The organism is Streptomyces sp. NPDC051909 (genome assembly GCF_040681095.1).
GTDB lineage: Bacteria > Actinomycetota > Actinomycetes > Streptomycetales > Streptomycetaceae > Streptomyces.
The window spans coordinates 60,223-74,076 of record NZ_JBFAYA010000002.1; the positions used below are offsets into that span (position 1 = coordinate 60,223).

The 13,854-nt window shown below is 70.4% G+C and carries 10 protein-coding genes; 3 read left to right on the forward strand and 7 right to left on the reverse strand.

Translation table 11 applies throughout. The features are described 5' to 3' along the window. Positions 1–75 precede the first annotated feature (75 nt). Positions 76–1,449 carry a hypothetical protein gene (locus tag AB0M18_RS03305; RefSeq protein WP_365755098.1) on the forward strand — a complete coding sequence of 458 codons (1,374 nt, stop codon included), beginning with the start codon at positions 76–78 and terminating at the stop codon, positions 1,447–1,449. A 300-nt stretch (positions 1,450–1,749) separates the two neighbouring features. Here the strand turns inward: AB0M18_RS03305 and AB0M18_RS03310 are convergent, their stop codons facing one another. The 3 genes from AB0M18_RS03310 to AB0M18_RS03320 form a co-directional block, all read right to left on the reverse strand. Beyond that, a complete protein-coding gene (locus AB0M18_RS03310; protein ID WP_365755099.1) occupies positions 1,750–3,735 on the reverse strand; it encodes a serine/threonine-protein kinase in 1,986 nt (661 codons plus the stop codon). Positions 3,736–4,088: 353 nt separating this feature from the next. Next, a complete protein-coding gene (locus AB0M18_RS03315; RefSeq protein ID WP_365755100.1) occupies positions 4,089–5,417 on the reverse strand; it encodes a class I SAM-dependent RNA methyltransferase in 1,329 nt (442 codons plus the stop codon). Positions 5,418–5,499: 82 nt separating this feature from the next. Continuing rightward, on the reverse strand, positions 5,500–7,551 hold the full coding sequence (locus AB0M18_RS03320; RefSeq protein WP_365755101.1) for an APC family permease: 2,052 nt from the start codon (positions 7,549–7,551) through the stop codon (positions 5,500–5,502). A gap of 236 nt (positions 7,552–7,787) precedes the next feature. Between AB0M18_RS03320 and AB0M18_RS03325 the strand changes: the two genes are divergently transcribed. Further along, positions 7,788–8,456 (forward strand): TrkA family potassium uptake protein, encoded by a 669-nt coding sequence (locus tag AB0M18_RS03325; protein WP_365755102.1) that lies wholly within the window; start codon positions 7,788–7,790, stop codon positions 8,454–8,456. Continuing rightward, on the forward strand, positions 8,456–9,133 hold the full coding sequence (locus AB0M18_RS03330; protein WP_365755103.1) for a TrkA family potassium uptake protein: 678 nt from the start codon (positions 8,456–8,458) through the stop codon (positions 9,131–9,133). The genes AB0M18_RS03325 and AB0M18_RS03330 overlap by 1 nt, the downstream gene beginning before the upstream one ends. An 84-nt stretch (positions 9,134–9,217) precedes the next feature. Here the strand turns inward: AB0M18_RS03330 and AB0M18_RS03335 are convergent, their stop codons facing one another. From AB0M18_RS03335 to AB0M18_RS03350, 4 genes are all read right to left on the reverse strand, one after another. After that, positions 9,218–9,967: a DUF3159 domain-containing protein gene (locus AB0M18_RS03335; protein WP_365755104.1), complete on the reverse strand. Its 750-nt coding sequence runs from the start codon at positions 9,965–9,967 to the stop codon at positions 9,218–9,220. 3 nt (positions 9,968–9,970) lie between these two features. After that, entirely contained in the window at positions 9,971–10,369 is a 399-nt protein-coding gene (locus tag AB0M18_RS03340) for an OB-fold nucleic acid binding domain-containing protein (RefSeq protein ID WP_365755105.1), read from the reverse strand. A gap of 69 nt (positions 10,370–10,438) precedes the next feature. Further along, entirely contained in the window at positions 10,439–11,122 is a 684-nt protein-coding gene (locus AB0M18_RS03345) for a response regulator (protein ID WP_265864951.1), read from the reverse strand. Between the two features lie 75 nt (positions 11,123–11,197). Next, complete coding sequence (locus AB0M18_RS03350) at positions 11,198–13,753, reverse strand: sensor histidine kinase KdpD (RefSeq protein WP_365755106.1); 2,556 nt, start codon at positions 13,751–13,753, stop codon at positions 11,198–11,200. Positions 13,754–13,854 lie beyond the last annotated feature (101 nt).

Here is a 13,854-nt window from a genome sequence, read left to right on the forward strand (position 1 = left end):
ACTTGCGTGCTCCGGCTGCCGCAACCGTACCTTCGCGGGGTTCTTGAAGTGCCCGTGCGAGCCGTAGGGGACTCATTGAAGCCGGCCAAGAAGGTACTACTCGACCTCGACGCATCGTCGAACGTGTCCATCCGATCCAACGAAGAACTGCTCGGCAAGGTGCAGTCCGCGATCGCTGCGGACGACAAGGCGCGCAAGAAGAGGGAGGCCGAGCCGCTCCGCCGCAAACCGGTCCTGTCCGGGATCCCGGGCAACGAGCTCGACCGCCGGGTGCGAGTCTCCATGTGGGACGTGCTGCACACACTCGGCCGGGCCACGACGCTGTCCTGGAAGGGGGCCGGACGCGGCCTTGCAGAGCACTGGGGAGCCCTGAAGTACAGCCAGGCGCTGGCGGGTGGTCCTGACTCGTTCCTCGGGCTTTCGACCGAAGGGCGGAAGATCGCCGAACGGTACAAGACCATCCAGTCGCACGAGCTCGGCATGGCCTTCGGGCTCACGCTCGCCAAGCAGGTGCTCGGGCGGCGGTTCCCCGAGCACTCCGTGAGCATCGTCCCGGCCGACACAGTCTTGCGCGCCGGGTGGGCCCTCACGAGCAGGGAGAAGGGCAACAAAATCGGGTACGGGTACCGGCCGCAGTACTTCGCGGAGGTCTGGCGCCCTGGGGAGCCGTCCCTCGTAATCCCCATCGCGACCAAGGGCAACCACAGCAACGCGGCGATATCGGCCGGCCAGCTGGCGTCCGCGTCTGTGCACGCCGAGGCCGTGCACATCGGCGCGTGGAACGAGACCCCGAGCCTGCTGTTCAGCACGGAACTTCCTGCGGACGGCACCGTGACCGTCCACGCGCTGCAGGCTCCCGGCCGTGACGGCTGGCTCGCCGACCCCTCCGGCGAAAGCAAAGCCGACCTGGACACCGCCCCATCGGAGGAGAATCCCTTTCCGGGGATCCAGCCGCCCCATGTGGGAGGGGTGGCCCGCGAGCCAGTTCCCGGCTGCCACGTGACCCCCGAGTACTTCAAGTGGTTTCAGCAGGTCCTCGGACATGCGGCGGCGGCCGGGCTCATGGCCTTCACCGGCTCCGGTCAGGGCACTTCCCGCTATCTCACCAAGCGGCAGGGCAACGAACGGTTCGAAGACTTCGAACACGCTGCCGCCGGCAGTGTCCAGGACATCAGCCACCGCCTCCTCGGGCACACCTACGCCGGCACCGACCATGTGTTCCGGCTGAACGGGCCGCGCGTCGAAGCGTTCTCCGGCGTGGACAAGGAGCTCTTCGACCTCCTTACCGAAGGGGAGGTCGAAGAGTACCGCCTCCGCGTACACGCGGCCCGGCACACTCGTCCCCAACTCGCCTGGGACAAGAAGTGGGGCGGCCCCGTATCCATCCACGCCGACGGATCCGTCCTCGCCATCCGCCTGCTGCCCGGTCAGCGCGTGAAGCGCAGCTAGCGGACCGTCCCGAAAACGCCGGAAGATCGAGCGCGTGACCTGCGAATGCCGACAAAGACGCAGGTCACGCACCCTAACTCACGGATCACACCGAGTGCCTTCTAAGCACTTGACGGGGAGAGCGCGGGCGGCAACCAACACGGGACCGTACTTGGAACCGCTTCCCCCCGGCGCAAGGCTGGAGGGACACGTGCACCAGGGGCGGGCAGGCTCATGCCCGCGTTCGGCGCCTGACAGGCCACAGACGTCCCTCGCTCGGCCGGCTATCACCCAGCGCAGTGGTGATGCCCGGAGAGGAGGTCAGCTCGCACAGCTGCCGGCCGTGCCCCAGCGAAGGAAGTCCGTGGTTCCAGCACCGTCGAGGACTGCCACCGCGTATTGGGCGTAGCCCCATCCCTGCCCCGCGCGAGATTCCGCGAGAACAGTCTGGCAGGCCACGCCGGCGGCGGCCTCTGCCCACTCCTCTCGCGTGCTCTGGTCCCACTCGGGCTTCGTGGCCCACACGTACATCACACCTTCGTGCGGAGCGAAACCGATGCTGGTGTTCTCGTCGCTGATATAGCGGGGGTCTTCGAGCAGCCGGGAGTTGGCGTTCCAGTCGACAAAGAGCTGGTGGACCGCCTCGGTTGCCACTCTGATTTCGCGCTTGTCGACGCTGGGGATCTGGGCCGCGACCAGTCCTTCTTCGGTGGGGTGCCAGCTCGGCTCCTGCCCGGGGTCGGCGGCGGTGCGGTCGACGGTCTGCGTGATGCAGCCGGTGTTGGCGCGGAAGTCGTCCTCCCACACGATCGCCGGCGCCGTGGACGTGGTGTTGTCGACCAGGACGTACTCGTCATACGGAAGGGACTTGTAGATGCCCGCCATCATGCGCAAGGTGAGGCAGGCGTTCTTGGCCACTCCCTGCACGACGCGTGACTCCATGGCCGGACCGCTGATGGCTATGTAGAGCTCTCTCCGGGCCGGGGCGTAGCCCACGTTGTACTGACCGCTGTAGTTGTAGTCCTCGCCCATGCCGTAGCTGAGGTCGTGCCCGAGTGCGGCCTCGGTCTCGATCTCCGCTTCTCCTTTGGCACGACGAGCTGCACGCCACGTGGCGATCGTCGCCTCGTCCGCGTTCGCAGGAGTAGGGGATGACGCGGCTTCCACCACAGCCTGGGAGCTTGCGGGCGAAGCGGAAGCCGGCATGGTGGCAGTCTTGCTGGGGGATGCGCTGGAGGGAGGACGGGAACTCGTCGAAGCCGTCTCCGTCTTGTCGGGCTGCAGGGCCAGCGCTCCACCCGCCAGGCCGCCTATGACAGTGCCCACCACCGCCGCGATGCCGACGAGTCGTCTGCTGGAACGGGCAGGATGCCTCCAGTTCGGGTCGTCCAGAGTGGGGACGGCCCACTGGGCAGCGACGGGATCGCCCACCAGTGTCGGCTCCGCACCCGTCGGCGCAACCTGTGTGGCCTGTGCTGCGAGGAGGACGGCACATGTCTCGGCAGCGTCCCACGCGGTGGCTCGGTCCCCCGGCTCCTTGGCGAGAGCACTGCGCACGATGGCGTGGAGTTCGCCAGGAAGGCCACGCAGATCAGGATCCTCGGACATGACCCGGTACGCGACCGCGTCGGGGGCTCCCCCGCCGAAGGGCGCGCGACCGGTGGCTGCGAAGGCTATGAGGGCGCCCCAGACGAACATGTCGCCCTCGGGACCCGTTGTACCGGTGCGGTAGTGCTCGGGGCTGATCCATCCTGGGGTTCCGGTCAGAATGCCGGTGCGCGTCACGGATGTGCCGTCGGCGGCATGGGCGATGCCAAAGTCCAGGACTCGGGGACCGACCGGGGTCAGGATGACGTTCTGCGGCTTGACGTCCCTGTGGACGACACCCGCGGCGTGAATGGCCGCGAGGGCCTGGGCTGTGCCCGTAGCAAAGGCGTAGAGGGTTCCACCGGCCAGCGGCCCGTGCGCGGCGATGTACCGATCGAGGGTGAGCCCTGGGGCATAGGCAGTGGCCAGCCACGGTGACGGTGCTTCGGCGTCAGCCGCGATCAGGGGTATGAGGCAGGGGCCCTGGACACGGGCGGAGAGCTGGACTTCTCGGCGGAAGCGCGCCCGGAACTCCGCGTCGTCCGCCTGGGCAGGGTGGACGACCTTGACAGCGACCCGCAGACCGGCGGCGTCGAGGCCGGCGAACACCGTGCCCATGCCCCCTGAGCCGAGGCGCCCGATGATCCGGTAGGGGCCGACGCGCTTGGGGTCACCGGGGTGGGCAGCCAGCACCCGCCCACCAGAACGAGCACTGCTCACCGGGCTTCCGATCTCCTTCAGACGTGCAGCAGGCCAAAGGCCGGACGCATGCCGGTACCTGAGAGCTGGATATTAGCCGCGCGTCGAGGCGATAGGCACTCCTTCTCAGGCAATGGTCGGCAACGCTTCCTCATCGAGCGCACAAGAGCGAAACGGAGCCGACGAGCCTCGCTCGCCGTGCTCCGTCGCTTTCGCCGCAGCGCGTCTGTTCATCGGTGCGCGCCGCAGCCCGGCCCTCCCCGACAATCGACTGACGCCCCATCAGAACGAGCGTCAAATGAGCGTCATCTCAGCGTCAAGATATCGCCCGTAACGCCCACACCGCCCATAAAGCACCCCCGCAAAACCGCAGGTCAGGCGTCCTTCTTCACCGGCTCCAGGATCGCCACGCACTCCACGTGGTGGGTCATCGGGAACAGGTCGAACACCCGCAGGGTGCGCACCCGGTAGCCGCCCTCCGCGAAGTAGGAGAGGTCGCGGGCCAGGGCGGCCGGGTCGCAGGCCACGTAGGCGATGCGGCGGGCGCCGAGGCGGGCGAGGTGGTGGACGGTCTGCTTGCCGGCGCCGGCGCGTGGGGGGTCGAGGACGATGAGGTCGACGTCCGTGATGCCGGTGCGGGGGAGGACGGATTCGACCTTGCCCTGTTCGATGCGGACGCGGGGGAAGTCGGCGAGGTTGTGGCGGGCGTCCTCGACGGCGCGCTTGCCGGACTCGATGCCGAGGACGGCGCCCTGGTCGCCGACGCGGTCGGCGAGGGCGCCCGCGAAGAGGCCGACGCCGCAGTAGAGGTCGAGGGCGGTCTCGCCCTTGCGGGGGGTCAGGCCCTGCATGACCGCGAGCATCAGGGTCTGCGCGGCCTTCGGGTGGACCTGCCAGAAGCCGCCGCTGCCCACGCGGTAGGTGCGGTCGTCGGCGCGCTCGCGGACGAAGGGGCGGCCGTGGACGCGGTGGACGCCGCCGTCCTTCTCGCCGACACGCATCACCGACACCGGCTTGTCGAGCTCGACGATGGGGAGACGGGCGCCCGGGCGCGGGGTGAGGATGACCTGGCGGTCCTGCGAACCGGTCGCCGCGATCGCCTCGATCGAGGCCATGCCCTCCCAGGTGCGGCTCTCGATGCCGAGCTCGGAGACGCCCTCGGCGGCGATCATGCAGTGGTCGATCACCTCGACCTCGTGCGAGCGGTGCCTGCGCAGGCCCACCCGGCCGTCGGCGTCGATCGCGTACTGCACGCGGGTGCGCCACTGCGGGACCTGGCCCGCGGGGAGCTTGTCGCCCTCGGCGGGGACGACCGTGCCGTCCCAGCCGGCCTCCTCCGGGGTGAGGCCGGCGAGCCGCTTCAGCTGCTCGGCGACCACCTCGCCCTTGAGGCGGCGCTGCGCGCCCGGCTTGGCGTGCTGCCAGTCGCAGCCGCCGCACCTGCCCGGGCCTGAGAAGGGGCACGGCGCCTCGATGCGGTCCTTCGAGGCCTCCAGGACCTCGACCGCGTCGGCGCGCAGGAAGCGGGAGGTCTCCTCGCCCTCGGTGACCCGGGCCACGACCCGCTCACCGGGCAGGGCGTGGCGCACGAACAGGACGCGGCCGCCCTCGGTGCGGGCGATGCAGTGGCCGCCGTGGGCCACCGGGCCGACCTCGACCTCGTACTCCTCCCCGATCAGGGACTTCACAGGGGTGTTCTGCATGATCGGGGGCTCCAGAGGGCGAGGACGAGAAAGAGGACGGGAAAGGAGAAGTGGGCTGCTGTATTCACAGCAGCCCACCAGTCTAGTTGCTCTTTCCGGCGGGTTCCTTCCGGGCCTTCTCCACCGGGCCGCGGCGCACCGAACCGGGCGCGTTCCACTCCGAGCGCCTGCGGGCCCGCTTCTTCGCGGCCTCGGAGGACTGGAGCTGGTACGGCACCGAGGTCACCATCACGCCCGGCGTGAACAGCAGCCGGCCCTTGAGGCGCAGCGCGCTCTGGTTGTGCAGCAGGTGCTCGTACCAGTGGCCGACCACGTACTCCGGGATGTAGACGGAGACGGCGTCCCGCGGGCTCTCCTGGCGCATGGTCTTCACGTACTCGATGACCGGCCGGGTGATCTCGCGGTAGGGCGAGTCGAGGATCTTCAGCGGCACGTTGATGCCGCGCCGCTCCCACTCCTCCTTCAGCGCCTTGGTCTCCACCGGGTCGACGTTGACGGTGACCGCCTCCAGCTCGCCGGCGTGCATGAGCTTGGCGTAGGCGAGGGCGCGCAGGGTGGGCTTGTGCAGCTTGGAGACGAGGACGACGGAGCGGACCCGGGAGGGTCGCACGTACTCGTCGGGGCGTTCCTCGGCGGCGGCGATCTCGGCGGCCACGGAGTCGTAGTGGCGCCGGATCGCGGTCATCGTCACGTAGAAGATCACCATGCCGAGCAGGGCGACCCAGGCGCCGTGGGTGAACTTGGTGGCGAGGACGACGACCAGGACGAGGCCGGTGAAGAAGGCGCCGAAGGCGTTGATCGCGCGGGAGCGGATCATGTGGCGGCGCTTGGCCGTGTCGCGCTCGGTCCTCAGGTGCCGGTTCCAGTGCCGGACCATGCCGATCTGGCTGAGCGTGAAGGAGACGAAGACGCCGACGATGTAGAGCTGGATCAGGCGCGTGGAGTCGGCGCCGTAGAGCCAGACGAGCAGGGCGGCGGCGCCGGCGAGCAGCACGATGCCGTTCGAGAAGGCGAGGCGGTCGCCGCGGGTGTGCAGCTGGCGCGGCAGGTAGCGGTCCTGGGCGAGGATCGAGCCGAGGAGCGGGAAGCCGTTGTACGCCGTGTTGGCGGCCAGGAAGAGGACGAGCGCGGTGGCGGCGGCGAGCAGGACGAAGAAGAACGTCCCGTCGCCGAACACGGCGGCGGCGACCTGGGAGATCACCGGGTCCTGGACGTAGCCCTCGCCGACCGGGGTGCCGTTGTCCAGCAGGTCGGTGGCCGGCTTCTCGGCCATCCGGACGTCGGTGGCCATGGCCAGGAAGATGATGCCGCAGAACATGGTGACGGCGAGGCCGCCCATGAGGGCCAGGGTGGTGGCGGCGTTCTTCGACTTGGGCTTGCGGAAGGCGGGCACGCCGTTGGAGATGGCCTCGACGCCGGTGAGGGCGGCACAGCCGGAGGAGAAGGCGCGCAGCAGCAGGAAGATCAGCGCGAAGCCGGCGAGTCCGCCGTGCTCGGCCTTGATCTCGAAGCCGGCGGTGGGCGCGCGCATGTCGTCGCCGAGGACCAGGCCGCGCCAGGCACCCCAGACGATCATGGCGAAGACGCCGAAGACGAAGACGTACGTCGGGATGGCGAAGAGGCCGCCGGACTCCTTGACCCCGCGGAGGTTCATCAGGGTGAGGAGGATGATCACCGCGACGGCCGAGGCCACCTTGTGCTCGACGACGAACGGGACGGCGGAGCCGAGGTTCTCGATGCCGGAGGAGATCGACACGGCGACGGTGAGGACGTAGTCGACGAGCAGGGCGCTCGCGACGGTCAGTCCGGCCTTCGGCCCGAGGTTGGTGGTGGCGACCTCGTAGTCGCCGCCGCCGCTGGGGTACGCGTGCACGTTCTGCCGGTACGAGGCGACGACCGTGAACATCAGCACCACGACCGCGAGCGCGATCCACGGGCTGAAGTGGTAGGCCGACAGGCCCGCGACGGAGAGGACGAGGAGGACCTCACCCGGTGCGTACGCCACCGAGGACAGCGGGTCGGAGGCGAACACCGGAAGGGCGATCCGCTTGGGGAGAAGGGTCTCGCCGAGCTTGTCGCTGCGCAGGGCCCGTCCGATCAGGATCCGTTTGGGCACGTCAGTCAGTTTTGACACGCCGAGGATCGTAAGCGTTAGGAAAGCGTCAAGACCACCGCGGTCCCCGATCGGCACGGAATCTCCCTGGATACCACCGCCGGTGAGGTCCCGGCCACGGTGGCCGCATAAGCTCGGACCGGACGGCGCGCCGGTGCGCCGTCCGCCGCGGCCGGACAGGCCCTAAGGCCAGGAGAGTTGTGAGCAGGGTGTTTTCGCAGGTCAGCAAGACGATCAGGAGTGCGGGGTAAGGGGACGTGCACATCGTCATCATGGGCTGCGGGCGAGTGGGAGCCGCTCTCGCGCAGACCCTCGAACAGCAGGGGCACACCGTCGCGGTCGTGGACCAGGACCCGACGGCCTTCCGCCGCCTGGGCTCGGGGTTCGGCGGCCGCCGGGTGACCGGCGTGGGCTTCGACCAGGACACGCTGCGCGAGGCGGGCATCGAGGAGGCCGGAGCCTTCGCCGCCGTCAGCAGCGGCGACAACTCGAACATCATCGCCGCGCGGGTCGCGCGCGAGATGTTCGGCATCGAGAACGTGGCCGCGCGGATCTACGACCCGCGGCGTGCCGAGGTCTATCAGCGCCTCGGCATCCCGACGGTCGCCACGGTCCGCTGGACCGCCGACCAGATGCTGCGCCGACTGCTGCCCTCGGGCGCGGAGCCGCTGTGGCGTGACCCGAGCGGCGGAGTGCAGCTCGCCGAGGTGCACACCTCGCCGGCGTGGATCGGGCACAAGATCAGCCGGCTCCAGGACGAGACCGGCGTGCGCGTGGCCTTCCTCACCCGGCTGGGCGAAGCGATCATTCCGACCTCGCAGACGGTGCTGCAGGAGGGCGACCTCGTGCACGTGATGATGCGGACGGACGAGATCGCCAAGGTCGAGGCGGCCTTCGCCGAGGGTCCCGAGGAGGGCGGTCACTGATGCGTGTCGCTATTGCAGGCGCCGGCGCGGTGGGCCGTTCCATCGCGGGCGAGCTCCTGGAGAACGGCCACGAGGTCCTCCTCATCGACAAGGCCCCGACCGCCATCTCGGTGGAGCGGGTGCCGCAGGCGGAGTGGCTGCTCGCCGACGCCTGCGAGATCACCTCGCTGGACGAGGCGGCGCTGCAGCGCTGCAACGTCGTCATCGCGGCGACCGGCGACGACAAGGTGAACCTGGTCGTCTCGCTGCTCGCCAAGACCGAGTACGGCGTGCCGCGCGTGGTCGCCCGGGTCAACAACCCGAAGAACGAGTGGCTGTTCAACGAGGCGTGGGGCGTGGACGTCGCCGTCTCGACGCCGCGTCTGATGTCGGCCCTGGTCGAGGAGGCGGTGAGCGTCGGCGACCTGGTCCGGCTGCTGCGCTTCAGCCACGGCGACGCCAACCTGGTCGAGCTGACCCTGCCGCCGGAGTCGGCGATCGCGGGGACGCAGGTCGGCGAGGTGGCCTGGCCGCAGGACACCTCCCTGGTCACCATCATCCGCGGCTCCCGGGTGCTCACCCCGAGCCCGGAGGAGACCCTGGAGGCGGGCGACGAGCTGCTGTTCGTGGCCACCCAGGCCCGCGAGGAGCAGCTGGAGGAGCTGCTCTCGGTCCGCCGGGCGGGCGACGAGGGCTGACGTACGCAGGTACGGAAGTACGAGAAGGGGCCCGGGACCTGTGACAGGTCCCGGGCCCCTTCCCGTACGCGTGCGGTGTGCCGGTCAGACGTCGGTACGGTCCCGGTCCGCGGCCTTGCGGGCCTTCTCGGCCTCCTTCTCGGCCTCCTCCTCGGCCTCCAGCTCCGCGAACACGTCGATCGGCGGCGGCGCCTTGGCGAGGAAGACCCAGGTCAGATAGACCGCGAGCAGGAACGGCGGGATCTTCAGGGCGACCAGGACCCAGCCGAACTGGGTGGTGTCGGCCCACCAGTAGAGCGGGAAGAGGATCGCGCACTTGGCGAGCAGGATCAGGCCCCAGGCCCAGCTGGCCTTCGCGTAGGCCTTCTTGCGGCCGGGGTTGCGGGTGCGCCAGGAGAGGTTCTCCTTGAAGACCGGGCCGAGGATCAGGCCGATCAGCGGCACACCGGCCAGGGTCGTGATGATGTACGCCAGGGCCAGGCCGAGGGTGTACAGCATGCCCGGCAGATAGAAGTCCTTGGCGTTGCCGGTCATCATCGCGAAGACGACACCGAAGGCGACGCCGAAGACGCCGCTGAAGGCGTGCTTGACGGTGTCGCGGCGGACCAGGCGCACGGCCACCAGGACCAGCGAGACGCCGAGCGCGGCGATCGCCGAGAAGTGCAGGTTCTTGTTGATCGTGAAGATCGTGACGAAGAGCAGTCCGGGCAGGACCGTCTCCACCATGCCGCGCACGCCGCCGAAGGCCTCGAACAGGGCGGCCTCGGTCACCGCCTTGTCGGCCTGGCCGGCCGGGGTGGCCCTGTCGGTGGTCGGCTTGTCGACTGACGTCACCGGCTACTCCTGTCCGAGCGGTCGGAGCTCGTATCTGGGGTTGAAGAGGACCCGCCGGCCGCGGCTCATGGAGATGCGGCCGGAGGCGATCAGCTTGCGGCCCGGCTCGATGCCCACGATGGAGCGGCGGCCCAGCCAGACGACGTCCAGCGGGGCCGTGCCGTCGAAGAGCTCGGCCTCCAGCGCGGGCACACCCGCACGGGGGCGCAGGGTGACCGTCCGCAACGTACCAGTCACCTTGACTATCTCGCGGTCGGAGCAGTCGGAGATACGGGTGCACCCCGAGGCCGCGGAGTCCTCCTGGAGCTCGACCGACTCCAGCTCCTCCTGGGAGGTGGACAGACGGTCGAGCATGCGGCGGAAGCGCCCGGCGGGCTTCTCTGTACGCGGTGCGGCACTCATACGTAAAAGCGTACCGGCCGCCGCCGACAGCCCGTCGGGGACCGAACCGGGACCGCACCGGGACCGCACTCAGTGTTCGAAGCGGTAGCCCATGCCCGGTTCGGTGACGAAGTGGCGCGGGTGCGAGGGGTCCGGCTCCAGCTTGCGGCGCAGCTGGGCCATGTAGACCCGCAGATAGTTGGTCTCGGTGCCGTACGAGGGGCCCCAGACCTCCTGGAGCAGCTGCTTCTGGCTCACCAGGCGGCCGCTGTTGCGGACGAGCACCTCCAGGAGGTGCCACTCGGTCGGGGTGAGCCGGACGTCCTTGCCGGCCCGGTGCACCTTCTTGGCGGCCAGGTCGACGGTGAAGCCGTCGGTCTCGACGACCACGTCGCCCTCCTCGCGGCCGACCGGCTCGGCGCGGCGGACGGCGGCGCGCAGCCGGGCGAGCAGCTCGTCCATGCCGAAGGGCTTGGTGACGTAGTCGTCGGCGCCGGCGTCGAGGGCCTCGACCTTCTCGTCGGAGGTCTGCCGGGCGGACAGCACCAGGATCGGCACGCGGGTCCAGCCGCGCAGGCCCCTGATCACCTCGACGCCGTCCATGTCGGGCAGGCCGAGGTCGAGGACGACGACGTCGGGATGGCGTTCGGCGGCGAGCCGGAGGGCGGTGGCGCCGTCGGGCGCCGCGTCGACCTCGTACTTCCGCGCCTTGAGGTTGATCACCAGGGCGCGGACGATCTGTGGCTCGTCGTCGACCACGAGGACCCGGGTCATGGAGGGTGGCCTTCCTGTTCGTTTCTTGCAGGCGGTGTTACGGGCTTACGGGCCGGGGGCCGTGGCCCGGGTCTGTCACGTGAAGCTGTGGACGGACTCCGGGGCGGCGCCCGGGTCCGGGGGCGGCGCGACGCCGCCGGCGGTGCGCAGGGTGAGCACCATGGTGAGGCCGCCGCCGGGCGTGTCCTCGGCGGCGAGGGTGCCGCCCATGGCCTCGACGAAGCCGCGGGCGACGGCGAGGCCGAGGCCGACGCCGGAGCCGCGCGGGGCGTCGCCGAAACGCTGGAACGGTTCGAAGATGCCGTCCTTGCCCTCGTCCGGGACGCCGGGCCCGCGGTCGGTGACGCGCAGTTCGAGGCGCTCGCCGAGGACGCTGGCGGAGACGGCGACCGGGACGCCCTCGGAGCTGTACTTGACGGCGTTCTCGACGATGTTGGCGACCGCCCGTTCGAGGAGTCCCCGGTCGACGTCGACCATGGGGAGGGTCTCGGGGATGTCGAGTTCGACGCTGCCGTCCGGGACGCCGCCGAGGGCCATGGGGACGACCTCGTCGAGGTCGGTGGGGCGGATCAGCGGGGTGACGGTGCCGGTCTGCAGCCGGGACATGTCGAGGAGGTTCCCGACGAGGTGGTCGAGCCGGTCGGCGCCCTCCTCGATGCCTTCGAGGAGCAGCGCCCGGTCCTCGTCGGACCACTCGACGTCGTCGGAGCGGAGCGAGCTGACGGAGGCCTTGATGCCGGCGAGCGGGGTGCGCAGGTCGTGGCTGACGGCGGCGAGCAGCGAGGTGCGGATCTTGTTGCCCTCGGCGAGCTTGCGGGCCTCCTCGGCCTCGTCGACGAGCCGCTGGCGGTCGAGGACGACGGCGGCCTGGGCGGCGAAGGCGCCGAGGACCCGGCGGTCCTCGGCGGGCAGCACCCGGCCGGTCAGGGCGAGCGCCAGGTGGTCGCCGACGGGCATGTCGACGTCGGCGTCGTCGGGCCGGGCCGCCGGGTGGGAGCCGACGCTCGCGGCGCTGGTCCAGGGCGCGAGGTCGTCGGTGCGCTCCAGGAGGGCGACGGACTCCATGGAGAAGGTCTCCCGGACCCGTTCGAGCAGGGCCTCCAGGCTGGTCTCGCCGCGCAGCACGCTGCCGGCGAGGTAGGACAGCACCTCGGACTCGGCGCGCAGCCGGGCGGCCTGCTGGGTGCGGCGGGCGGCCAGGTCGACGACGGAGGCCACGGACATGCCGACGCCGAAGAAGACGGCGATGGCCACGATGTTCAGCGGGTCGGCGATGGTCAGCCGGTGCAGCGGCGGGGTGAAGAACCAGTTGAGCAGCAGGGAGCCGAACGCCGCCGAGGCCAGGGCCGGCAGGAAGCCGCCGAGGAGGGCGGAGGCGACGGTCAGGGTGAGGAAGAGCAGCATGTCGTTGGCGAGGCCGAGGTCCGCGTCGACATGGATGAGGAGCAGGGTGAGCAGGGCGGGTCCGGCGACGCCGACCAGCCAGCCCGCCAGGATCCGGCCGCGGCCGAGGCGGGCGCCGCGCGCGACGGGCAGCCCGCGGCCCTTGGCGGCCTCCTCGTGCGTGACGATGTGGACGTCCAGGTCCGGACCCGACTCGCGGGCCACGGTCTGGCCGACGCCCGGCCCGAACACGTACTGCCAGGTGCGGCGGCGGCTGGAGCCGAGCACGATCTGGGTGGCGTTGACGCCCCGGGCGAACTCCAGGAGGGCGTGCGGGACGTCGTCGCCGATCACATGGTGGAAGGTCCCCCCGAGGTCCTCGACCAGGGTCCGCTGCACCGCCAGCTCCTTCGGCGAGGCGGCGGTGAGGCCGTCGCTGCGGGAGACGTAGACGGCCAGGACCTCGCCGCCGGCGCCCTTCTCGGCGAGCCGGGCGGCGCGCCGGATCAGCGTGCGGCCCTCGGGGCCGCCGGTGAGGCCGACGACGATCCGCTCCCGGGCCTGCCAGGTGGAGCGGATGTTGTGCTCGCCCCGGTACTGGCGCAGGTACTCGTCGACCCGGTCGGCCGTCCACAGCAGCGCCAGCTCGCGCAGCGCCGTCAGGTTGCCCGGCCGGAAGTAGTTCGACAGGGCCGCGTCGACCTTGTCCGGCTGGTAGACGTTGCCGTGGGCCAACCGCCGCCGCAGCGCCTGCGGCGACATGTCGACCAGCTCGATCTGGTCGGCCCGGCGCACCACCTCGTCCGGCACGGTCTCCCGCTGCCGCACCCCGGTGATCGACTCGACCACGTCGCCGAGGGACTCCAGGTGCTGGATGTTGACCGTCGAGACCACGTCGATCCCGGCCGCGAGCAGTTCCTCCACGTCCTGCCAGCGCTTGGCGTGGCGCGAGCCCGGCACATTGGTGTGGGCCAGCTCGTCCACCAGCGCGACGGCCGGCCGCCGGGCCAGGACCGCGTCCACGTCCATCTCGGAGAAGGCGCCGCCCCGGTACTCCAGGCGGCGCCGGGGTATCGCCTCCAGGCCGTGCAGCATCACCTCGGTGCGCGGCCGGCCGTGGTGCTCGACGAACGCGACGACCACGTCCGTGCCGCGCTCGGCACGGCGGTGCGCCTCGGAGAGCATCGCGTACGTCTTGCCGACGCCCGGTGCCGCTCCCAGGTAGATCCGGAGTCTGCCGCGTCCCATGCCCTGACCTTACGTCCAGCTAATCGGACATTCCGCACGGGTAGCGGCGCTCCGGACCGTATTGACGTGATCCTGATGCATCCGGTGCCGAGGCCGGGGCG